This window comes from Neisseria sp. HMSC068C12 (genome assembly GCF_001814095.1).
GTDB lineage: Bacteria > Pseudomonadota > Gammaproteobacteria > Burkholderiales > Neisseriaceae > Neisseria > Neisseria perflava.
The window spans coordinates 377,817-401,045 of record NZ_KV814812.1 but is presented as its reverse complement, the minus strand read 5'-3'; the positions used below and the strand labels follow the sequence as shown (position 1 = coordinate 401,045).

Below are 23,229 nucleotides of genomic sequence, written 5' to 3'. Positions count from 1 at the left end.
TTCAACACACAGCCGCCCGAAGGCGGCTGATTGGTTATTGATACCATATCCCAATCGTGGGTCGGTTTCAACACACAGCCGCCCGAAGGCGGCTGTTAATCCCAAACGTTGAGCAAGCCTTGGCTGATTGGTTTCAACACACAGCCGCCCGAAGGCGGCTGAGCCTCTCTTAAAAGCCTTGTTCCATCAGGTTTCGCAGCCCCGATTTCGCTAAGCTCCTAAGAAAAGCGTGAACGCGAGTATAACACAGCCTTTTCCGTTACGCCCGCATTCGCAATATCCTGATTATTAAAGAACAATCCCAATTCGCCAACCCTGCCGCATTTTCATGAGAACCGCAGGTTGGCGATTTACACAATCAACGTATCCTTAAACACATCCACCGCCGGTTTTGCGCCGTGATGTTCTACTTTCCGCCGCCATTTGCTGCCCAGATGGTAAAAGCGCAGGCTGTCAGTTTCAGGGTTGTAGGTTTTCAAAAGTTTGTCCTTTAAAACAACCCACTGATCGGGCGCGATATCGCATTCGAACACCGAATACTGCACGCGCACGCCGTAGTCCAAACACAATTTCGCCACGCGCCGTAGCCTTGCCTGTCCGTCCGCGTCTTCCAACGAAATATCGTAAGTAATCAGCATTAGCATTTTGTATTCCCATATACAGGCTGCTTTAAAGGCCGTCTGAAAATATCCGATCCGTTTTCAGACGGCCTGCAAACCTATCTCATCAAAAACGGCGGGTATTCCGCCAAATCTCCACGCAAGTGCCGCGCCAACAGCATTGCCTGAATATACGGCAGCAGCCCGATTTCTACTTCTTCGCCTAAAAACGGATGCACGATTTTCTCCTGCTTTTTCGCCTGCAAGGCTTGGAACAACAGCTTACGCGCATCGGCTTTTAAGCTTACCGCACTGCTTGCCTCGGCAACAAAATCCTGTGGTTTGATTTGCCCGCGATTAATCAGTGACAACACCAACCTGTCCGCCCACCATGCGCGGAATTCTTCCAAAATATCCTGCGCCAAACTGTCGCGCCCAGGTCGGTCGGCGTGCAGAAAACCCACCTGCGGGTCCAGCCCCATGCCTTGCAGCGCACCGCTGATGTCCTTGCCCAAGATGCTGTACACAAACGACAACAGCGCATTCACCCCGTCTCTGGGCGGGCGGCGGTTACGCCCATCAAAAGAAAAGCCGCTTTTTTCGCTCAAAAGCTTCCCGAATACGCCGAAATAACGCGCTGCTGCGTCGCCCTCAATACCGCGCACCACGTCCAGCTCCGCCGCGCCCTTCAACTGCCGCAGCGAAATATTCAAAGAATCGACCGTACTTTGAATCGCCGCATTCTCGCCATAATTGCGAATCTGTCGTTGAAGCACCCGTTTACTCGCCTGAATCTTTGCCGCAATGATATTGCGCGCAATCGGCACGGGATTTTGCTCCGACACCCGATACTGCGCCCGACGCAACAGCACATTGCCGCTCTGCCGTCCCTGAAGCCGACCCAAGAAACGTCCGTTTTCGGTAAAAAACGCCAAATTTACATTATTTTCGCCGCAAAAACCCAGCAAAAACGGCGACACCAGCACATTGCCAAAACAGAAAATATGCCCGATGGAATGCACCGGCAACTGCGCCACCTTCTTGCGCTCCTGCTCCACCACCAGCGTCTCCCGCTCCTTATGCAGATAGCTGCCTTGGGTGGTGATGTAGAGCGTGTTTTGCAGTTTGCGCATGGGGAAACTCCTTGGGTTTTGACCGTGCTTTTTGGATTCAACGGGCTAGTTGGGCTAGCTAAAAATTAGATTTTATCTTCTGCTGGATCAACTTTATACCAATGCTCACAATTTCTTTTACACTCTAATGCTGGTGTAGTTCTTGTTACCCTTCTTTTCTTGCTACCATCAGAATAACGTATATTCTCCCACTCGATTGGCTTATTATAATATTTCATTTCTCCACCGCACTGTGGACATTGAGAAATACTAATTTTCTCTAGACTTAAACGATGCCCCATACCGCTAATAGCATAATTAAAAACTAATGGGTATCTAGTTTGATACTTAGTAATTCTGCGTAATGTAATAGTGATAAGAAATAATACAGCAATAGCTATTAAAATAAATATATAAGTATTATTTATTTCACTTTGTATTATAGTTTTACCATTTACTAAATATAATATGGGTTTAACTATATAATTATAGATAGGTAATAGCCCTGCTAAAGAAATCAGAAAACTAGCCCATGTCAGCCAAGCCATCGTAATGGGACTTCTCCAAATTGGTTCTGGGGTGTATGTAGCTATTTTCTTTTCATTTATTAAATCTGGTGCATCTTGAGTATGTACATTATGAACATCACCATTAACTATTTGTGTATTCCCATAAAACTTAGCATTTTTAAAATCATTTTTTTGTGTCATAAATTTTTCCTTATATAAATATTAAAAATTAGCAGAGTATCTATCGTTTTGGTTTTGTAGCTGAGCAAGTGTTGCCTTTTTAAGCTTCTGTATTCCTTTATTAGATATATAACCAATTTTCTTATCTGGATAATTTTTTTCAGCTTCATGGAACACATTCTCAGCTCCTTTCGTTAAACCATTATCCCCCAACAAAAGATGTCCTTTACAATCTGGATGCTTCTTAATATCAGCAATAAATTTTTCTGCCACAGGTTTTGTTATTTTATTATTTTCATTTTTTACATCAATCCTTGTTTTCATTCTGTTGCTTTCATCCTCTTTAGGGGAGGAAAACTCAGATAAATTGCCATTTGAAATTGCCATCATTTCATCAAAATTTTTTTCAGTGTGATGTACTCCAATATCATGTCCATTATCTGGAGTGTTAGTTGTTGTATATCTAACAAAGTCTACTGGTGAATTATTTAACTGTCCCATTTGAGATATTAACTCAGTAACTTGCATTTCACCTTTTTTGCCTTGATTACACATATCTCACCCTACCATGACTAATACATTAGAATTATCTTTATAATTATTACGCTTTAAATTTAACAAATCTAATATATTAGATATATTTCCAGAAGAAGACATTATTCTTTCTATGTTATTATCAATAAATTTTGTATCTGCTTTTTCAATTTCTCTAATCCAAGCAGGAATTAATATATTTTTTACAATATTAGTAATGTCATTATTTTCAACATAACTTATTGAAATTTTATAAGTAGAGTTCTTAGTCTCTAAGATTTCTTTTGGTTTTACATATTTTTGAATTTTTTCATATAGCTCATCACTCAAATAAACTTGATCTATAGTTTCTGAAGTATCATCACAATAGCTTTGATCTTGATATTGCACTAAAAATAGGTTCTTTGACATGTTTTATCTCCATAGTTGAATTATTGCTAATAATTACTCATTTATCTTCCCCAAACAACCCCTCCACATACCCCACACTCCTATCCCGTTTCCCCAGCAACTCCGGCTGGCAAATCTCCACCAGCGAACAGGCTTTGCAGCGTTTGCCGTAGTTGGGCGGCGGGGTTTGTCCGCTGTTTAGGAGTTCGCGCACAGTGGCGATGGTGGCGAGTGTTTGGGCGCGCAGGTCGTCTGAAAACACGACGGGGACGCGGTGGCGGGTTTGCATATACCACAGCGCGCCTTCGTTAACGGTTTGCCCCGTCATTTCTTCCAAGCACAAGCCTTGGGCACAAAGCTGGATTTCGTCCATCGGGTCAGGTTTGGGCTTGCCGCGTTTGTATTCCACGGGTTTCAGACGACCTGTCTTTGTTTCCACTTCCACCAAATCCAACACGCCGCTGATGCCCAATTTCTCTGCCGACACATGCACCGTCCGCTCAAAGCGCACGCCCTTGCGCGTTTCCGGCTCGCCCGAATCCACCCGCTCATGCAGCGCCTTGCCCTGCGCGGTCAAATAGTTCTCCGCCCACGCCTGCTCGTTATGAATCAACGCGCATTGGCGCGGGCAGAAAGCGTAGTGTTGCAGGGCGGAAAGGGGAATCAGGCGCGTGTCCTGATTTTCCCCTTGGCTTTCGGTTAAAAGTGCGGTCATCTTTTTAAGTGTTTTTTTAAAGCAGCTCTTCCACACTCACGCCATTGAGGCCGTCTGAAACCACGCAAATTTTGTAATCGCCAAAACCGCTTGCCGGCGTACCCGATTCGCCGTTTACGCGTTCGACTTTCACGGCGTCAAACAGTTTATGTGCAGGCTGGCTGCCGAGTGCGCTGTCGTGTTTGAAAACGATCAGTTTGCGCGCTGCCATTTCGCCACGGGCGGCGGAGCGGTCGTGCTCAAACATCAGTTGCAGTGCTTGCCAGAGTTTGGCTAAGTCGTCGTCTGAAAAGCCGGTTTTGGCGGCAAGGTTGGCGGAGATGAAGCCGTGCACGCGGTAGAGCGCGTAAGGGACGATGTATTTGCGCCCCATGGTGCGTTCTTTTTCCAAGTCTTTTTCGTTGGTTACCGCCATGCGGGTGATGGAAACTTCCAGCGGCACAATCGGGTCTATGGATTGGGCGAACGCCAGTTGCACCGGACCGCGTACTTGTCCGCTATTGACTTCGGTGGTCATCACGGCACCAAAAGTGCGGATATCGAAGAAGTTTTTGCACATCCAGGCGGTAATGTCGCGCGCTTTTTTTTCGTCCTTGGGCAGTTTTTTTGCTTCAGATTCAATGCCGAGTGCTTCATAAGCGCGTTTGTTTTGCAGGTTCAACACACTTTTTTCTTTGACGTAGATTTCGTAACCGGCTTCGTTTTCGCTGCTGATTTCTACAAAATTACGGATTTTGCGTTTCAGGCAGACATCAGTTACCAAGCCTTTGCTGGATTCGGGGTCAAGACGCGGCATATTGCCCGCATCAGGATCGCCGTTAGGATTGCCGTTGGTTACATCAAAAAAGTAAACAAATTCATAGCGGTTTTGAATGGCTGACATTTTCTGGCTCCTTAGTTTTCAATGGTTTCAGCGGTTTCTTTTTTAGCAAAATAACTTTGTTTTTGGTGGTAATAGCCGATGGCGAAGCGGCCTTGCTCGTCAATGCTCAAATGGCGCGGAAAGGTTTCGGGCAGTTTGGCAATGATTTCGCCCAAATCTTTATCCAAATTCACAGCCATACCGGCTTTGTCTTTACGCAGGCGCGATAAATGGTGTTTTGCACCCGACAAAAGGCGCGGAAAAACGGAAAACGGCACGGCGGAGGCAGAGCCGTAATAGCGGTCGGCGATGCTGGCATTTAATTCGCCCAGCGCCTGATATTGGATGCGCTCCAACACGGCAAACAGCCGCCCTAAAAGATAGGCGCGATTCGGGCTTTCATTGTTCAAACTCATAGGAACTCCTTCTTCGATAAAACTTTTTCTAAAACGCCGCTCCAATACGGCTTTCATCATTGCCACGCGCAGGCCGTTCACGTCGCCGTCGGCACGGATTCGGGTAATCAGTTGCGACAGTAAACTCAAAGGGTACGGCGTGCCGCAAATCACGGCGCGAGTCATTTCTCCTGCTAAAACGGGTGAGATATTTTCGCTTTTGCCTAGCACGGCAGTTTGCAATAAGAGTCGCCAAATAGACGGCGGCGTTTTCCATGCGCAAGGCTCAATGGCTAAATCTTGCCAATGCTGCGCCAAATTTTCCGCCAACTGCCCAAAGGTCGTATCCAGCCAAAACCGAACAGAAATCCGCGCGGCATTAGGGGCAAGCCCTAAGATATAAAAACGGGTATTGGGAGAGAGTTCGGGCGCAATTTCTTGCAGCGGGCGACCTTTGTTACTTATTTGTTTCAATACGTTGAAAACTTTGGCGCTTTCTTGTTCATCATCCGGCGGCGTGAACACGTGCGCGAAAAAGCCTTCGGCAGCCTGCGCCGTAGCGCTATCGTCCGCTTCCGCCCAAAAAACCGTGCTGGCGTCGCCGATGGTCAGGCAGTGATTATTTTCGCGGCGCAACAGATAGTTCAGCGCGGTGGTGTAGGCAAAGGCGGATTGTTCGGAAACGGGCGCATTTGCGCCTTGCTCCTTGCCAAAAGAGGCAAAGGCTTCTTTGTTAAACGAGATAATCGAACCGCCGGAGCTTTGCCCGCCAAATACGCCTTTAATCGCCGGATGCAGCCGCGCAATCGGGGCAGTGTCGCCGCTAATCAGGCACAAGCCCTCAAGCGCTTCGTCACTTTTCAGGCAGCCTGCCCACAAGGTTTGCGCAGCTTCACGTTTATGGATAAGTGTGGTCGGTTTTTCAAGAGAAAATGCGATGTTGGCATCGAGCATTTCGGCAGGCAGATTTTCGGTAGCAAAATGTGCAGGCTGCCAGTTTTGCAGAAAACGGCACAAGGCTTGCAAGCCTTCATCTTCGCTGTTTTGCAGTAAATCGAGATGGTATTGCTTAAAGGCATCAAAGGTTTTTTCAGACGACGTAAACGGTTTTTCTTTCGCTTCGGCTTTGTTTTTATTAGCTTCAACGCCAAGCGCATAAGAAGTTTTATCCCACAGAAAAAATGGCTTGGGTGTAGTACCTGGGCGTTTGAAGGATTGAGGCACGCTCATCAGCTTCGGTTGCGGCTTTTTATCAGCTGTCAGATTCGGCACAACGGTTTTCAGACGGCCTTCTTTGTCCAATACCAAAATCCAGCCGATTTTTTCCTCGCTAAAGCCATAAGGCGGCACTTTCGGGTTGCCCATTTCATCGGTTTCCGCTGCCAAACGGCGGTAATAGCGGGCAAGGGACGCAAGAATCATGCTTTCACCTCCTCGGCGTAAAACGGCGGCACATCAATCACGCCGTCTTTCATTTGTGCGCGGAAAAAATGTGGTGTGTTGCCGTGGTCAAAATCAATATCGTGCAGCATCCAGCCCAAATCGCGGCTTGCCTCGCTTTCCAATAATGCCGACGGCGGCAGCGACTCGCCCTCGTCAATCAACGCAAAATCGGCAGGGAATTCACGCACGCCCAAACAAGGCTGCTGAAAGCATTGCCCTTTTTTCGCACGGCGTTTGAACATCTCAATATGCTTGGTAACAGTCTCATCCGCCCCCGCTTTTGCCGTCAGCACCGCATGAGCTTCAATCACATAAGCCACGTCTTTGAGCACCGTCGCCGCGCGCTGCTGGCGGTCGTCTTCAATCAGCGTATATAAATCGGCAACGCTCTTACGCTTCATCGCGCCGCTGACCTTGCCCGCCGAAATCTTGCCACCTAACTCATTGCGCCGCACCGACTCAAACCGAATCGGCTTCAACACATAAATCTTGTCTATCACCCACCGAATCGCCGGCTTCCAATGCACCGCCGCCAAAATCCCGCGCGCCGCCGACGGTGTGATGACATCATAAGACACCCGCTCCACCTTCATCTCCGGACGGGTAAAACAGGCATAATCGCCCCAAATGTGTAGGCGGATTTGGTTTGCCATACAAACTCCTTAACACACAGCCGCCCGAAGGCGGCTGATTTTTTTAATACTGATAACCTATCAGCTTTAGTTTCAATACACGTATTTTAAGAATACGATACTATAAATTATTTTCGATAAACCATATTTAAATGTTAAAAAATAGAAGATTATAATTTAGTTATGTTCTTTCACTTAATATCTTCTGATATTCAGTTTTAATCATTGTTCTAATTTTCTCTGATATATCATTTTCAATATTCTTTCTGCTCGAAGCAGTTGGCTGATTTTCATAGTTAGATCCTGCTATCACAAAAGTAAGTTCAGCATCTTTATCAAATGATAATTTTTTTCTTGACGACGAACTAAAGAAAAAACATATTTTCAAGGTTCCTGAGTTTGAAGCACCAGAATACTTATAGGTTACAAGCATATTATGAATATAGTAATACTTATAATATATTTCATCTGACATTAAAAAGATATCATGTAGCCTATTTCCATCAATTTTCATTAATGTAACTGTGTTATTCATCCAAGAGACTTTAGGATCATTAGGTAGTAGGGTTTTCGAACCTTCCCTACTAATAACTATTTCATTCACATTATCTAATTTTAAATATTCTCCTAATCCACCTGTTAATCTTTTGAAAAACTTAACTCTTTCTATATCTTTAAAACTATCAAAAGTAATTCTCTCTTCTACATCACTGTTAGTAACACCTGATTGTCTTAGTTCTTTCGCGATCGCAATACCAAGCCTACGGTTTATGAGTTCGGTCTCACTAGATGTATGAGTATAAATAGATTCTAAGCTAATTCCATCATTTTGCTTTTCAATAATAATTTCTCCAGAAAAATCAAGCTCTCTATTCAAAAAATCTTTACTAAAATCTTTTCTCTTTATCTCGTATTGAATTTTAGCTTTATTAGCTCCAATAAATGTAAGTTTTGGTTTAGTATTTATTTCAATATTAGGAATATCTTGAAAAATATCAAAATCAGAAGAAAATAAATTTTTTAAAGGTTCTTTCCAATTTGCATCTTCATTAGACAACTCTAATTTTGAAATTTTACTTTTAGGCTTTAAATTTCTTGCAATTGATTTATCAATAATATTAGAGTATTCATTTGATGTTAACAGTGTAGCGACAAGAAGGGGAACAGAAAAAATTTTATCACCATTCCCACAAAATACACCTTTATTTTTTAAGGTATTATTTATTTCACCTTCAGAAATATGTTTGCTATTGAGAAGAACTCGTAATTCATTTCCAGATGGAATCAAACCTTTTAGATCTAATTTATTTTCCATTGTTTACTCCTGAAGCAAATCTAAAATTGAACTATTGTAAGAAAAAGGAATGATCTCTTCTCTTCTATCTTTAAATAAAGAACGAATCATTTTAGCCATATCTTTATTGATGACCGAATTGTAATCAGGAAATCCAATATAAATTTTTGCAACTAAGCCAGCAGAAAAATTTAAAGCATAGGCCATAAGATTTTTATACGCTATATCGCTGAAACTTTCCCTACTATATAAGTAAAATTGATTTTGACTATCTGCTGAAACAATAACTGGTATAATATCTGAAACAATTAACTCTATAGGTAAAAAATGACCTTTTCTATCTGATTCAACTGAAATAGAAGTTCCGATCTTAGGATAATAAAATTGATACTCTCCTTTATTAGATCGTTTTTCTAAATCATTTATTACTTTTAAAAGAAAGCTTGCTCTAGCGCTATCTATAATATAATAGGGGGTATCGCCCTTTAAATCTGGTCTAGACTTTGCAATAATAGGCAAAATGCTTCGATCAATTTCATTTTTATTACTATGTAACCAAATCAGTATCCCAATATCTTTTCGATTCTTTTTGATGGTAGTCAGCCCAATCAATGAATTGAATTCTTCATCATACTTTGCACATGCAATAATTTCCTCAAGCCCTTTAATATGACTCCTGAATTCGCTAGTAACAGCAGACTCACTAGTTCCATATCCTTCCATTTTATGTTTAACAGAAATATGAGCTATAACCGTCGTATCATCATGAAATGGAGTATCATATAAATATATTATATCCTCTCCATGACTTTTCTTTTGATTTCCTGAACTATTTACATGATTATCATCAGAGCATGCAATCGAAATATTATGAATTTGTTCTTTCCACCCTATTTTCTCTAACAATTTTTCAGCAATCTTCTCACCAATATCACCAGATTTTTTTGAAATTTCACCTGCCATATTATTTTCCTTCTTTAATATCAACGATTGCTTTATAACCAAAATCAGTCTTTTGAACTTCAAATGACATAATTTTTGTATTAGGATTTGAAATCACAATTTCTATGCCATCTAATAACGGAATTTTCTTTGATATTACTTTGATATATTTTGATAGTCTTGATTTATCAACTGAAAAATCCACATCTAAATCAACCCCATGTTTAATACCAAATCCATCTACAATAGAATTAATATCTTCTTCACGAAGAAAATTACTAGATATTTTTTTTAACTGATTAATTGAGAATGAATCTTCATTTGCTAAAGATTCTGAAAATTTCAAAATATTTTCTGGATTCGTAATTTTCTTGGAAATTGCAGCACTAATGCCACCGATTATTTGTGTATATTTTTTAGGAGTATTTTTAGGAGTTGCTTTTATAAATGACTCTAACCAATATTTGGTTTTCTTTCCTAAGCTATCAATAATAAAAGTAATATCTTCAATAGATAAAATTACAGCGCCTTTTTGAATAGAATCGATAGCAATACCATCTCGTTTAATAATCTCAATGATTCCATTGTGATTTTCAATATCTAAATAACTGTTTTTGGTCTCAATTCTAAATAAGCCAATAGCCTGAATATATTGTTCAGCATATTTTATTCCAGTAAATAATATTTCAATAAATTCTCCTCCGCCAATATTTGGGTGAGATGAGCAAATATATAAATGTTTTGCTATAGCCAAAGAAGCATTAAAGAAATTTTCATTATCTTCAAATATCAGCGATGTATAATGCTTAACTAAATTAAGATTGATATTAGATTCATGAGTTAGAGTATATTCATTTTCACTCCTTAAAACAGGAAGAAGAAAATGTTTTAATAAAAGTTCATCTAACGCTGAGTGGCTTTCTAGTTCAGCATCTGATAACTGCATACCTTCATCTCTGAACTGATTCCCTATTTTATGAACAATTACTTTTTCAACTTTTGCTTCACTTAAATCAAATTTCTCAGTCATTATCTTATCTCCACCAATCACTCGTAATTTTCATTACGAGTCAATTATCTTCCTACTTTTAGGAGAATGCAATATTTTTTTTCTAAAGCTGTTAAGTTAATCAAAACACCAAACTCTCTCCCTTCAAAAACGCTGTATCCTCCCAAGAAAGCCCCGCCACATCATCATACAAATCAAGTCCAATCAGCGTATAAAACTGTTTGCCGAAGTTTTTCTCGTTAATCGGTTCGATACGTCCCGCTTTATACAAAGCGGCGAGGGCTTTTTCGGGGATTTGGACGGTGTAGGGTTGCAATTTGCGTAGCAGTCCGCCAATGTGGTCGGCGTGGTGCAGGCTGCTAATGAGGTTTTCGGCATCAACATCGAACGGAATAATCAGCGGCTGCATATGGCTTTCGATCATGCGGAACTTGTCGGCGATGGTTTGGAATGGGAAATCGAGGCTTTGCCCTGCATCGTTGTGCATTTTCAGGATTTTTTTATTGTCCAGTTCGCTGCCTTTTAATTGATAAAGCTCGGCGAAGTAGGCGGCGACGGCTTGGGTAGATAAGAGATCGTCTGAAAAGCTGTCGGCGGTCAGACGCATGACGGCTGCTTGGGCTGCAAGTTCTGGAGGGGCTTTCCATTGTTCTTCGGGCGCGAATATCCAGACAAAACTGTTTTCAGACGGCCTTTTGCCTTCGCGGTTGCAGCGTCCGGCGGCTTGGGCGACGCTGTCCAAGCCTGCCTCAGCGCGCATCACCAGCGGAAAATCCACATCAACGCCGGCTTCGATTAAGGAGGTGGCGATAACGCGGCAGGGTTTGCCGTTTTTCAGACGGCCTCGGATTTCATCGAGCTTTTGGCTACGGTGTTTGGCGCACATTAAGGTAGTCAGGTGGAATGTGCCCTCAAGGTATTTGGCTTGGTCGTAGAGGCTGCGGGCGTGGCGGCGGTTATTGACGATGACGAGCATTTGCGGGTGTTCGCCAAGTTTGGCGAGCAGGTCGGCGTCGGTTTGTGTGCCAATGTGTTGCACGCTGGTGCGGCGCAGTTTGTCGAAAAGTGCGGTCGGTTTTGGGGCTATTTCGCGCACGTTTTCAAAGCCGCGATAGAAGCCGTTTTCGGCTTGCACGGCTGGCTGGGTGGCGGTGCACATGACGACGCTGCAGCGGTAGTTTTGCGCCAATTCTTTGATGGCTTGCATGATAGGCAGCAACAGATTGAGCGGCAGCATTTGCGCTTCGTCGAGGATGATGACGGAGCCTGCGATGTTGTGCAGCTTGCGGCAGCGCGAGGAGCGGTCGGCAAAGAGGGATTCAAAGAATTGCACGGCAGTGGTCACGACAATCGGCGCGTCCCAGTTTTCCGAGGCAAGTCGCAATTTGTCTTTGGTGGCCTCATTTTGCAGTTTGCCATCGTCGAAGGTGCTGTGGTGTTCCAACACGGCTTGTTCGCCCAATTCGCCAAAGGCTTTGCGGAATTCAGCGGCATTTTGTTCGATGATGCTGGTGAACGGGATGACGTAAATCACGCGCCGCATACCGTGCCGTTTGGCGTATTCCAGCGCAAATGCCATGGAAGTGAAAGTTTTGCCGCCGCCGGTCGGCACGGTGAGCGTGAACAGCCCTTGCGGTTGTGCCGCTTGTTCTACGGCATGATCGAGAATTTCGCTGCGCAGGCGGTTTAAGGCGGCATTGCGTTTTTCAGCTTCGGTTTGCTCTGAAGCTTGGGCGACACGTCGTCGGAAAGCGTTGATAAATTGATTGAAATTGTGTTGTAAGGCGTTTAAATCGGGATAACCGCCGCGCTCGACGGCGTTGTTTTCTAGGTTTAAATAAAAGGCTTCGGTATCGAGATAATCGGCATCCACTAAACAGGAATAGAGCATTCGGGTAAAGAAGGCGTAGGAGAAAAAAGGATGATGCGCATCGGCTTTGAGTGGTGGGGCGGACAGGTTTTGAGGGAGCTTGATTTCTTGTTGCCATAGGTTATCGAGGGTGGGAATATCTGCGCCGAACTGCAACGCCAAACGCTGTTTTAACGTGCGGCGGTTATCGCCTTCGCCATTTCCATTTGCCAGCCCGGCATGATGCCCCGCAATGCAAAACGCCATCAGCTTGCCGATAACATTTCCCCAACGCTCGATGGCAACTTTGGCTCCGGCAGTAGCATGATCGACTGATGGGCCACCATGCAATCGGTGATTAAAGGGTTCCGAATATTTCCCTAAGTCATGAAGCTGTCCCGTCTGGTAGGCAATTTCCTGCGCCCCGAATACCCGAGCAAACTCCGCCGCTATTTCCCCAACATTGACCAAATGGCTTTGCAAGGTTTGCCAACGTTCATAAGGTAAGAGATTACCGAGTTTATCTTGCGCGGAATGGGCGTAGTAAATTAAGGGTTTCATATTGAAATTCTAAAAAATTCAAACTGATATCATGCAATGATAATATGATATTAAATTTAATATGTAAATAGAAAAAATGCCGTCTGAAACTTTTTCAGACGGCATTGTCATTTATTACCTTTATAACTTACTTCTAATATCCTCCACTGCTTTCACTAAAGCCTCGGAAAGCGAAGGATCAAAAGAAGAGTGGCCTGCTTGGACGATTCTCAATTCCGCTTCTGGGAAGGCTTGCGAGAGTTCCCACGCGCTTTGCATCGGGGTGCATAGGTCGTAGCGGCCTTGGACGATGATGGTTGGGATATGGCGGATTTTGTCGATGTTTGCCAAGATAGCTTTATCGCCCTGCAACCAACCTTCGTTCACGAAGTAATGGTTTTCCATTCTTGCGATGGCAAGGGAGGCTTGCGGGTCTTCATCTACGTCTTTAGGTTCAAACCGAATAAGGTAGCTTTCCCAATCTGCCCATGATTTAGCTGCTTTGAGGCGCGTAGCTTCATCTTCGCTGAACAGCATTTCATGGTAGGCTTTAATTAGGGCTTGGCGTTTGTTTTCGGCTACGGGGGCAATGAATTTTTGCCATTGAGCCGGATAAATTTGGCTTACGCCACCTGCTTCGTTCAACCATGCCATTTCAGACGGCCTGCACAGGAAAATACCGCGCAAAACTAAGCCGCTGACGCGATCGGGATGGGTTTCGGCATAAGTCAGCGACAAGGTGCTGCCCCATGAGCCGCCGAAAACCAGCCATTTTTGAATGCCGAGCATTTCGCGTACTTTTTCAATATCGGCAACCAAATCCCATGTGGTGTTGTCTTCAATACAGGCATACGGTTTAGAGCGTCCGCAACCGCGTTGATCAATGATGACGATGCGGAAATGCTCTGGGTTGAAAAAGCCGCGACAGGCCGGTGATGCGCCTGCTCCGGGGCCGCCATGCAGGAAAATCACGGGGTGGCCATCAGGATTGCCTGACTCTTCCCAGTAGATTTCGTGAATGTCGGATACGCGCAAAAGGCCGCTATTTCGTGGTTCTTGAATCGGATGCATGAGCTTTCTCCTTTGTCTGATGAATAGGTTGATTGTAACACTTTACCTGCTGATTTTTCAGACGGCCTACATAGGTTTATCGCCACAAATGGCGTAAAATAGCACTTTTTTGACAGGATTATTTATGACTGACAACAAACAAACACATGCGGCACCCGAAGGACAACTTTTATTGCGTACGGTAGCCATGCCGCGCGATACCAACCCTAATCAGGATATCTTCGGCGGCTGGATTATGTCGCAAATGGATCTAGGCGGCGGTATTTTGGCGGCAGAAATCGCACAGGGACGAATTGTAACCGTAGCCGTTCAAGAAATGAATTTCATCAGACCGGTAAAGGTCGGCAACGTCGTGTGCTGCTACGGTCATTGTGTCCGCGTAGGCAATACTTCTTTGCAACTGAAAATCGAGGTATGGGTTAAGACTTTGATGAACGATATGGTAACGGAAGACCGCCAACTGGTCACCGAAGCCGTGTTCACTTACGTCGCTATCGATGCACAAGGCAATCCGCGCCCTATTCCTCGCGAAGGCAATGCAAAGCTGGCACATTTGTAAGTTTAAAAATCAAAACAAGGCCGTCTGAAACCTCAATGTTCAGACGGCCTTTTTTCATACAGAAGCAAAATGTAACCAGCAATATGATGATCATGTCTTTAGGCAGATTGGCCGGACGGATTTCCTCCAAAATGCTGCTGCGCAACTGGGTTATCGTCTGCATGGGCAATTTGGTGGGCACACTGGCAATGGCTTTTTTCCTTGGGTACTATGTCGGTATGATTGAAGGCAGCATGGCAGAAAAAACCATTGCTGTGGCGGAGGCAAAAGTCCATATGGATTTCGGCCGCGCTTTTGTATCGGCAGTAGCATGTAACTGGATGGTCTGCATGGGCGCGTGGCTGCATTTTGCCGCTAAAAACACAACCGGACGAATGCTGGCCATTTGGTTCCCCGTCATGATTTTCGTATTAAACGGCTTCCAACACCTTGTCGCCAATATGTTCGTTATCCCAGCGGGTATTCTGGCAGGCGCAAACATCACATGGGGGCAATTTTTCTTTAACATGATTCCCGTATTCTTGGGCAATGTCGTCGGTGGTGCATCCTTTGTCGGCGCGTCTTATCTTTATACTTATAAAGACACGCTGAAAGATAGTGCCGAATAGCCCTGCTTTAGAAACAACAAAACCTGCTTTGAGAAAGCAGGTTTTGTTTCAGACGGCATTGGTATTAAGTTTTAAAATCCATTCGGACACATTATTCAGATAAATCATCCAAACGAAAAAAGAGCCGTTTTTAAAACGACTCTTTCCAATTTTTTGGTCGGAGTGAAAGGATTCGAACCTTCGACCCCTTGCACCCCATGCAAGTGCGCTACCAGACTGCGCCACACTCCGACTCGATAAGCTGTGAATTCTAGTTTCAAACGCTGATTTTGACAAGTGCTTTTTAGAAAGGGAAATTTACTCGTTTGAAAACATTTAAATTATTTGTAAACAAAAAAAGGCCGTCTAAAATCATTCAGACGGCCTTTGATTATCCAGGCAAATATCAAGCTTCAACCGGAATAATACCGATTTTGGCCTGCCATTGTTTTGGCGCAATGGCGTGAACCGATTCACCGTTGCTATCCACCGCAACGGTCACAGGCATGTCTTTGACTTCAAATTCGTAAATCGCTTCCATACCCAATTCTGGGAACGCCAAGACTTTAGATGCTTTAATGGCTTTGGCAACCAGATATGCCGCGCCGCCGACAGCCATCAGGTAAACGGCTTTATTATCGGCAATGGCTTGGCAAGTTGCTGCACCGCGTTCGGATTTACCGATCATACCCAGGAGGCCGGTTTGTTCCAGCATTTGGCGGGTAAACTTATCCATACGGGTGGAAGTAGTCGGACCGGCCGGGCCAACAACTTCGTCACGGACTGGATCAACCGGGCCAACGTAGTAAATCAGTTTGTTGGTGAAATCTACCGGCAATTCTTCGCCTTTGTTGAGCATATCAACCAAACGTTTGTGCGCGGCATCGCGTCCGGTCAGGATTTTACCGTTCAGCAACAACACGTCGCCGGTTTTCCATGTTGCCACTTCTTCTTTGGTCAGATTGTTGACATCGACACGTTTGCCGTTGTCCGGGCTGTAAGTCAAATCCGGCCAGTCTTCCAAAGATGGGGCTTCCAGTTTGGCCGGGCCTGAGCCGTCCAATTCAAATTCGATGTGGCGGGTAGCCGCGCAGTTTGGAATCATGGCAATCGGTTTGGAAGCCGCGTGGGTTGGGTAGTCAAGGATTTTGACATCCAGCACGGTGCTCAAACCGCCCAAACCTTGTGCGCCGATGCCCAAGGCATTTACTTTTTTGTAGAGTTCCAAGCGTAGGGCTTCGGTTGTAGACAATTCTGCACCGGAATCGGCTTTTTCTTTGAGTTCCTGAATATCGATATGGCTCATCAGGCTTTCTTTGGCCATCAACACTGCTTTTTCAGGCGTACCGCCGATGCCGATACCCAAAATGCCCGGAGGACACCAGCCGGCACCCATTTGAGGAACGGTTTTCAATACCCAATCAACGATATTGTCTGAAGGGTTGAGCATGGCAACTTTGGTTTTGTTTTCAGAACCGCCGCCTTTGGCTGCGCAAGTGACTTCGACTTTGTCGCCCTTTACGATTTCCATATGTACAACGGCAGGGGTGTTGTCTTTGGTATTTTGACGTTTACCAGCCGGATCGGCCAATACAGAGGCGCGCAGTTTGTTGTCAGGATAGGTGTATGCACGGCGTACGCCTTCGTTAACCATTTCCTGTACGCTCATCTCGGCATCCCACTGTACATCCATGCCCACTTTCAAGAATACGGTCGCAATACCGGTATCCTGACAAATCGGACGATGGCCTTCAGCACACATACGGCTATTGACCAAAATCTGCGCCATCGCATCTTTGGCGGCAGGGTTTTCTTCTTTTTGATAAGCCTTATACAAAGCCTGAATGTAGTCTTTAGGATGGTAGTAGCTGATGAATTGGAAAGCATCGAAAATACTTTGGATAAAGTCTTCTTGCTTGATGACGGTCATGATTGTGTTCCTTTTCGGGAGTCATGGTAGGAAGGGTTTGTTTATTTTTTAAGAGACCGATTTTTTCAGACGGCCTTCAATAGTGTAATAGTGCTTTCAAATGAATAATTCAGACAATATCATTTTCATACCTTATTGATTTAAATAGAATTTAATATCGTATTAAATCACTTGGTTATTGATAATATATATCCACTGACCATTCACTTACACAGAAATAAAATTACATTATTTTTAAATGATATTCTAATTACAAGTCCGTCTGAAAATGTTTGCTTTAAGTATCTGAGAAAGAAATTTAGTAGCTTGTATTTAAAAGGAAACTACCTAAATTTCAGACGGCCTTTCTTATTTTCCAATACGATACACAATTGTAAAATCTGTGTCATTTTCTCCCTCAATCTTCTTGACTGATATCAAACTCATTTAATTTTCTGAAATTTTATAACAATCTTTTCACTTACTTACCTATAAGAATATTATTCAATATATACAACAATCTATGTAAAATTGTCTAACATATAATAATGATTTTTACTAGTAAATATACGAATATTTTAAAATTTATAATAAAAAAGTAATTTTATTTTACTTTTAAAATCAAGTTGTTGTAATAAATTTGTCTAAATAATAGGCATATTTTGTTTGCAATCCTCCTTCTATAAAACCTTAGGTTACCCCTATCATCAAAACCACTAAATTCTGATACACTTCGACTCATAAAGATAAACATTGATTTTAAAAGAATTTCCGAGTAAATCACTTGGATATTTTCCTCATACGCAATAAATGTAATAAAAATACAATTAATCAAATTACCCACTATTCCAACTTCCAATTTCACAGGAACAAACCATGAGTGAAAATTTGTTAACCCTGACCATAGACGGCCATGAAGTCAAAGCTTCCGCCGACTCGTCAATCATCCAAGCCTATGCCCGTTCAGGCAATGCGATTACTGCCAATGTCGGCTGTATGGGTCAAGGCGTATGCGGTTCCTGCCGCTGCATGATTCGTAAAGAAGGCGAGCGCGAAGTAACCACCGCACTGGCATGCGAGACTAAAGTTGAAGAAGGCATGCATATCAGCTTCTTGGACTACTTTATTCCCGAGCATATCCAATATTACGACGTCGGGGAAATTGGTGACGGCTGGAACTGGTTGGACGATACCGCCAAAGCCTTCCCAGAAGCGCAAAACTGCCGTCATTGCGGCGGCTGCAATCGCGCCTGTCCTAAAGGTTTGCAAGTAGAAAACGGCGTAGCGCAGGTAGTTTCCGGCGATTTCGGCGCAGCTGCGCTGACCTTTGACCAATGCGTGATGTGCAACCTCTGCACCCTCTCCTGCCCAGAACACATCCGTCCGAACCACTTGGGCCTGTTCGCCCGCCGTATGAAAGCGGCGCGTACGTTGCGCCCTGTGGATTTGATGCGCCGCCTACGCGAAATCGACAGCGGCAAAATGAAAGTCGAATTTGAAGAGGAGTCAGTGTAATGGTTAACAAAATCCAAGGCATAGACTACGAAACCGCCCTTGCCAACCTGCGTGCGTCCTCATTGGAGCTGCGTGGCGATTTACCTGAAAAGAACGAATTACTGAGCCAATTTCACCCTGACTATCAGGCAAATGCGCGTGTGAAACTACCTATCGGTCCAAACCAAGGCGATTACTGCCATCCTGATTTGGCGAAACTGCTGATCAGTCATCCACTGATTGACGACTATGATTTGTCGGGCGCGGAACATTTGAACACTGACGTGCTGGTTATTGGCGGCGGCGGTGCGGGCGCGGCAGCGGCATTGTCTGCGACTGAAGCCGGCGCACGCGTCATCATGGCGAACAAACTGCGTATCGGCGACAGCAATACCGTGATGGCCGAAGGCGGCATTCAAGCAGCGGTCGGCGCAGAAGACAGCCTGCAACAACACTTTGACGACACCATCAAAGGCGGCCACAACGTCGGCAAAAAAGAATTGGTGGCACAAATGGTTACCGATGCGCCGTCCGCCATCCGCTGGCTGATTGGCTTGGGCATGACCTTCGACCTTGCCAAAGGCGCGGACAGCAACGGCATGTTGAGCCGCAAACGCGCAGGCGGTACGACCGTACCGCGCATCCTGAGCTACCGCGACTTTACCGGCCTCGAAATGATGCGCGTACTGCGCGAGGCTGTCGAACTCGACGAAAACATCACCCAGCTCAACCGCCACCCCGCCATCGAATTATTGTCGGACGAACACGGCCGCTGCGTCGGCGCGATTTTGTACGATTTGGAAAAACGCTCTTTGGTGTTGGTTCACGCCAAAGCCGTGGTATTGGCAACCGGCGGCAGCGGACGCCTGCATTTGCAGGGTTTTGCCACTTCCAACCACTATGGCGCGACTGCAGACGGCCTGGTAATGGCTTACCGTATCGGTGCCAAACTGCGCGATGTCGATTCTTTCCAATACCACCCGACCGGTGTTGCCCACCCTCCGCACTTGGCAGGCGCGCTGATTTCCGAAGCCGTGCGCTCCGCAGGCACCAAGCTGGTCAACGGTTTGGGCGAACGTTTCGTTGACGAATTGCAACCGCGCGACGTTGTTGCCGCTGCGATTCTGCGCGAATGCCGCGAAGGCCGCGGCGTGGTACGCGATGGTCAAGTCGGCGTGTTCCTCGACACCCCGCGCCTGATTGCTAACGACCCTGACGTATTGAACCGTCTAGTAACACTCGGCCATGTTGCCCACAAATGCGGCATCGACCCTGCTGTTGAGCCGGTCATGATTCATCCGACCCTGCACTATCAAAACGGCGGTATCGAAATCAACGGCAACGGCGCGACCTGCGTCGAAGGCCTCTATTGCGCCGGCGAAGTAACCGGCGGCATTCACGGCCGCAACCGTCTGATGGGCAATGCACTTTTGGACATCATCAGCTTCGGTCGCCGTGCCGGTAAAGCCGCGGCAAATTGCGGCCTGCCGCTGAAAAAAGTACGCGGCGGTGTCGGACACGTCCACGACCTGCAACGCGAAATGACCCGGGCCGGCCTGACCAGCGACATCAAAGCCCCCGTTTTATATCCCGACTACGGCAAATTCGATTTGCGCGAACACGCCGGTTTGCAGGAGCAACAATCATGAATCAAGCCAATCAAAACTTACTGCATCCTTCCCGCCAAGTCGGCGCAGATTTAGCCGCGTGGCGCAAAGTCGGCGGCGGCGAAGGCCTGCTGGCTGCGCTTGCCGATCCTCAAAGCATTGTTTCCAAACTGCAAGATGCCAATCTTTGCGGTATGGGCGGTGCAGGTTTCCCGACTTGGCGCAAATGGGAGGCCGCCGTTGCCGCCCAAAGCAAAAATGGCGACAAATACGTCGTCTGTAATGCCAACGAAGACGAACCGGGTACATTTAAAGACCGCGTACTGCTGGCAAATACGCCGCACCAAGTCATCGAAGGCGTCCTGATTGCCGCCGTTGCCTGCCGTGCCAATAAAGCAATTTTGTACGTCAACCCTCATCAAACCGAATCCATCGCTTCCATCACACCGGCCATCGAGCAATGGAAAAACAGCGATTTGTTTATCCGCATCGAAAACTACTTGGGTAAACCTTTGGACTTGCAACTGGTTGAAACTTCAGGCCGTTATATCGGCGGCGAAGAAACTGCCGTAATTTCATGGCTGGAGGGCGGTTTCCCCTTCCCCCGCCGCAAGCCGCCTTTCCCCGCCGAAAGCGGTGTCAACGGTGAGCCGACCCTTATCAACAATACCGAAACCTTCGCCAATATTCCGCAAATCCTTGCCAAAGGCGCGGAATGGTACAAATCTTTGGGTTTGGGCGATGCGGCCGGTACAAAACTCTACTCTCTCTCCGGCGACGTATTGAATCCGGGCCTGTACGAACTGCCAATGGGCACGACCTTGCAATCGCTGATTTACGATCACGGCGGCGGTATGCTCGAAGGCCGTACGTTTAAAGCCGTATTTACCGGCGGCCCGTCAAACACGCTTTTGACCGTAAAAGATTTGGATGTGCCTTTGGACTTCGTGTCCGTACGCGAACGCAAATCCAGCCTCGGTACCGGCGCGATGATTGTGATTTCCGAAGGCACCAGCGTGGTGCGCAAAGTGGCCGAGTATGTGGAATTTTTCGCTTCCAACTCATGCGGTCAATGCCCGCCTTGCAAAGGCGGCACATTCCAGCTTTCCCGCCTGCTCAACCGCGTGGACACCGGTATCGGCACTTCCGACGACCTGCGCGCCCTGCAAAGCCTGTGCCAACTGTTGCCACGAAGCGGCCGTTGCGGTTTGATTGACGGCGCAGTTACCGTGTTGCAAAGCTCGCTGCGTACCTTCCCCGAAGAGTACGGCCTGCCGCAAGAACAGGAGTAAAACGGCGTTGTTTTCAGACGGCCTGTTACTATAAAGGCCGTCTGAAAAACGATACCCGACTCCCATTCTCTTCTTTCCAAGATGGAAGAGAAACCCAATAAGAAAAATACCTTCCGAACCTACCAAAATACGTTCAGACAGGCTTAAGCGACACTCAGGCCGTCTGAAAACAGATTTCCCAATACTTTAATCCTCAAATTAGGAGATTCAAAATGGGCTTCAAGCCAATTCCTGCTGCGGTCGCACTTGTGCTGACGCTGCTTATCTGGTTCGTTATCCCCGTTCCTCAAGGCGTATCGCCTGACGCATGGCATCTTTTGGCATTGTTTGTCGGCATCATTGCCGGCATCATCGGCAAAGCCATGCCTATCGGCGCCATGGCGATTTTGGGCATTACCTTGGTTGCACTGACCGGCGTGACCAATGAAAAAGCCGCCGACGCAACCAAAGACGCTTTGAGCAGCCTCAACAACTCACTCATCTGGATGATCGGTATCGCCATCATCATCTCGCGTGGCCTGTTGAAAACCGGCTTGGGTATGCGTATCGGCTACCTCTTGATTTCCCTCTTCGGCAAACGCACGCTGGGCGTAGGTTACAGCTTAGCGCTTGCCGACTTGGTCATCGGTCCGGTAACGCCGAGTAATACCGCGCGCGGCGGTGCCATCGTACATCCGATTATGAAATCCATTGCCTTGAGCTTCGACTCCGACCCTGAAAAGGGTACGGAAGGCAAAATCGGTAAATACCTTTCACTGGTCAACTTCCACTCCAATGTAATTACCTGTCTGATTTTTATCACCGCCACCGCACCTAATCCACTGGTGGTCGAATTGGTTGCCAAAGCCACCAATTCACAAATCCAACTCTCTTGGGGTACTTGGTTCTTGGCAATGATCGTACCCGGCCTGCTTGCTATGCTACTGATGCCGCTGGTGCTGTATTTCCTGTATCCGCCTGAAATCAAACAAACCCCTAACGCCACTGCATTGGCAAAAGAGCATTTGACCCAAATGGGACCGATGAAGCGTGAAGAAAAAATCATGCTCGGTATTTTCCTGGTTCTGCTGCTGTTGTGGGCGGGTATTCCTGAGATGCTGTTTGGCGTGAAAGTGGACGCTACTGCCACCACCTTCCTCGGCTTGAGCCTGTGCCTGTTGACCGGCGTACTGACTTGGGACGACGCGCTGAAAGAAAAAAGCGCGTGGGATACCATTGTTTGGTTTGCTGCCTTGGTGATGATGGCAAACTTCCTCAACAAACTGGGCCTCATCAGTTGGTTGTCCGACTCCATGCAAGGCGGTATCGCCCACATGGGTTTGGGTTGGGAAGCCGGTTGTGCCCTGTTGATGCTGGCCTACCTCTACGCCCACTACGTTTTCGCCAGCGGTACGGCACACGTTACCGCCATGTTCGGCGCATTCTACGGCGCAGGCTTGGCCTTGGGCGCACCACCGATGCTGTTTGCCCTGATTATGGCAGCCGCTACCGGCATCATGATGTCGCTGACCCACTACGCTACCGGTTCTGCACCTGTCATTTACTGCTCCAACTATGTAACCATGACCGAATGGTGGAAAGCCGGCTTCATCATGAGCGTGCTCGAAATCCTGATTTTCGGCACTGTCGGTATCTTGTGGTGGAAAGTTTTGGGCTACTGGTAACCTTCTGGCTTATTTAAAACTCAGGCCGTCTGAAAACTCCA

The 23,229-nt window shown here is 46.1% G+C and carries 20 protein-coding genes, 1 tRNA gene and 1 pseudogene; 6 read left to right on the top strand and 16 right to left on the bottom strand.

Annotated features, from left to right (window positions below; genetic code table 11):
• Positions 1-350: 350 nt before the first annotated feature.
• The 14 genes from cas2 to pip form a co-directional block, all read right to left on the bottom strand.
• Complete coding sequence (gene cas2 / locus HMPREF2952_RS06340) at positions 351-644, bottom strand: CRISPR-associated endonuclease Cas2 (RefSeq protein WP_049349119.1); 294 nt, start codon at positions 642-644, stop codon at positions 351-353.
• Positions 645-718: 74 nt separating this feature from the next.
• Positions 719-1,732 carry a type I-C CRISPR-associated endonuclease Cas1c gene (gene cas1c / locus HMPREF2952_RS06335; RefSeq protein WP_070695395.1) on the bottom strand — a complete coding sequence of 338 codons (1,014 nt, stop codon included), beginning with the start codon at positions 1,730-1,732 and terminating at the stop codon, positions 719-721.
• 65 nt (positions 1,733-1,797) lie between these two features.
• Positions 1,798-2,421 (bottom strand): hypothetical protein, encoded by a 624-nt coding sequence (locus HMPREF2952_RS06330; RefSeq protein WP_070695394.1) that lies wholly within the window; start codon positions 2,419-2,421, stop codon positions 1,798-1,800.
• A gap of 21 nt (positions 2,422-2,442) precedes the next feature.
• The gene (locus HMPREF2952_RS06325) at positions 2,443-2,955 is read right to left on the bottom strand and encodes a hypothetical protein (protein WP_070695393.1); all 513 of its coding nucleotides are present in this window, start codon (positions 2,953-2,955) and stop codon (positions 2,443-2,445) included.
• Between the two features lie 3 nt (positions 2,956-2,958).
• Positions 2,959-3,345 carry a hypothetical protein gene (locus tag HMPREF2952_RS06320; protein ID WP_070695390.1) on the bottom strand — a complete coding sequence of 129 codons (387 nt, stop codon included), beginning with the start codon at positions 3,343-3,345 and terminating at the stop codon, positions 2,959-2,961.
• Positions 3,346-3,382: 37 nt separating this feature from the next.
• A complete protein-coding gene (cas4, locus tag HMPREF2952_RS06315) occupies positions 3,383-4,039 on the bottom strand; it encodes a CRISPR-associated protein Cas4 (protein WP_070695388.1) in 657 nt (218 codons plus the stop codon).
• A gap of 16 nt (positions 4,040-4,055) precedes the next feature.
• On the bottom strand, positions 4,056-4,922 hold the full coding sequence (cas7c, locus tag HMPREF2952_RS06310; protein WP_070695387.1) for a type I-C CRISPR-associated protein Cas7/Csd2: 867 nt from the start codon (positions 4,920-4,922) through the stop codon (positions 4,056-4,058).
• 11 nt (positions 4,923-4,933) lie between these two features.
• Positions 4,934-6,718: a type I-C CRISPR-associated protein Cas8c/Csd1 gene (cas8c, locus tag HMPREF2952_RS06305; RefSeq protein ID WP_070695386.1), complete on the bottom strand. Its 1,785-nt coding sequence runs from the start codon at positions 6,716-6,718 to the stop codon at positions 4,934-4,936.
• A complete protein-coding gene (gene cas5c, locus HMPREF2952_RS06300; RefSeq protein WP_070625746.1) occupies positions 6,715-7,392 on the bottom strand; it encodes a type I-C CRISPR-associated protein Cas5c in 678 nt (225 codons plus the stop codon). The genes cas8c and cas5c overlap by 4 nt, the downstream gene beginning before the upstream one ends.
• Before the next feature lie 160 nt (positions 7,393-7,552).
• Positions 7,553-8,686, bottom strand: coding sequence for a GapS4b family protein (locus HMPREF2952_RS06295; protein ID WP_070695385.1), 1,134 nt, complete (start codon positions 8,684-8,686; stop codon positions 7,553-7,555).
• A gap of 3 nt (positions 8,687-8,689) precedes the next feature.
• Positions 8,690-9,628 carry a GapS4a family protein gene (locus HMPREF2952_RS06290; protein WP_070625750.1) on the bottom strand — a complete coding sequence of 313 codons (939 nt, stop codon included), beginning with the start codon at positions 9,626-9,628 and terminating at the stop codon, positions 8,690-8,692.
• A 1-nt stretch (position 9,629) separates the two neighbouring features.
• A complete protein-coding gene (locus tag HMPREF2952_RS06285; protein ID WP_070625752.1) occupies positions 9,630-10,658 on the bottom strand; it encodes a nucleoid-associated protein in 1,029 nt (342 codons plus the stop codon).
• A 79-nt stretch (positions 10,659-10,737) separates the two neighbouring features.
• The gene (locus tag HMPREF2952_RS06280; protein WP_070695383.1) at positions 10,738-13,026 is read right to left on the bottom strand and encodes a CRISPR-associated helicase/endonuclease Cas3; all 2,289 of its coding nucleotides are present in this window, start codon (positions 13,024-13,026) and stop codon (positions 10,738-10,740) included.
• A gap of 120 nt (positions 13,027-13,146) precedes the next feature.
• Complete coding sequence (pip, locus tag HMPREF2952_RS06275) at positions 13,147-14,076, bottom strand: prolyl aminopeptidase (protein WP_004520759.1); 930 nt, start codon at positions 14,074-14,076, stop codon at positions 13,147-13,149.
• Positions 14,077-14,200: 124 nt separating this feature from the next.
• Here pip and yciA point away from each other — a divergent pair, with 124 nt between their 5' ends.
• Together yciA and HMPREF2952_RS06265 are read left to right on the top strand one after the other, a co-directional pair.
• Positions 14,201-14,635 carry an acyl-CoA thioester hydrolase YciA gene (yciA, locus tag HMPREF2952_RS06270; RefSeq protein WP_004520760.1) on the top strand — a complete coding sequence of 145 codons (435 nt, stop codon included), beginning with the start codon at positions 14,201-14,203 and terminating at the stop codon, positions 14,633-14,635.
• Between the two features lie 71 nt (positions 14,636-14,706).
• Positions 14,707-15,243, top strand: a pseudogene (locus HMPREF2952_RS06265) (formate/nitrite transporter family protein); the annotation flags it as partial.
• Positions 15,244-15,397: 154 nt separating this feature from the next.
• Here HMPREF2952_RS06265 and HMPREF2952_RS06260 read toward each other — a convergent pair.
• Positions 15,398-15,474 (bottom strand) — tRNA-Pro (locus tag HMPREF2952_RS06260).
• A 154-nt stretch (positions 15,475-15,628) separates the two neighbouring features.
• Positions 15,629-17,152 carry a fumarate hydratase gene (locus tag HMPREF2952_RS06255; protein WP_003746217.1) on the bottom strand — a complete coding sequence of 508 codons (1,524 nt, stop codon included), beginning with the start codon at positions 17,150-17,152 and terminating at the stop codon, positions 15,629-15,631.
• Positions 17,153-18,007: 855 nt separating this feature from the next.
• Here HMPREF2952_RS06255 and HMPREF2952_RS06250 point away from each other — a divergent pair.
• From HMPREF2952_RS06250 to HMPREF2952_RS06235, 4 genes are all read left to right on the top strand, one after another.
• On the top strand, positions 18,008-18,646 hold the full coding sequence (locus HMPREF2952_RS06250; RefSeq protein ID WP_004520763.1) for a 4Fe-4S dicluster domain-containing protein: 639 nt from the start codon (positions 18,008-18,010) through the stop codon (positions 18,644-18,646).
• On the top strand, positions 18,646-20,274 hold the full coding sequence (locus tag HMPREF2952_RS06245) for an FAD-binding protein (protein WP_049335867.1): 1,629 nt from the start codon (positions 18,646-18,648) through the stop codon (positions 20,272-20,274). Before HMPREF2952_RS06250 ends, HMPREF2952_RS06245 begins: the two co-directional genes overlap by 1 nt.
• Positions 20,271-21,524, top strand: coding sequence for a complex I 51 kDa subunit family protein (locus HMPREF2952_RS06240; RefSeq protein ID WP_049335869.1), 1,254 nt, complete (start codon positions 20,271-20,273; stop codon positions 21,522-21,524). Before HMPREF2952_RS06245 ends, HMPREF2952_RS06240 begins: the two co-directional genes overlap by 4 nt.
• Positions 21,525-21,736: 212 nt before the next feature.
• Positions 21,737-23,188, top strand: coding sequence for a DASS family sodium-coupled anion symporter (locus HMPREF2952_RS06235; RefSeq protein ID WP_049335870.1), 1,452 nt, complete (start codon positions 21,737-21,739; stop codon positions 23,186-23,188).
• The last annotated feature ends 41 nt before the right edge of the window (positions 23,189-23,229 follow it).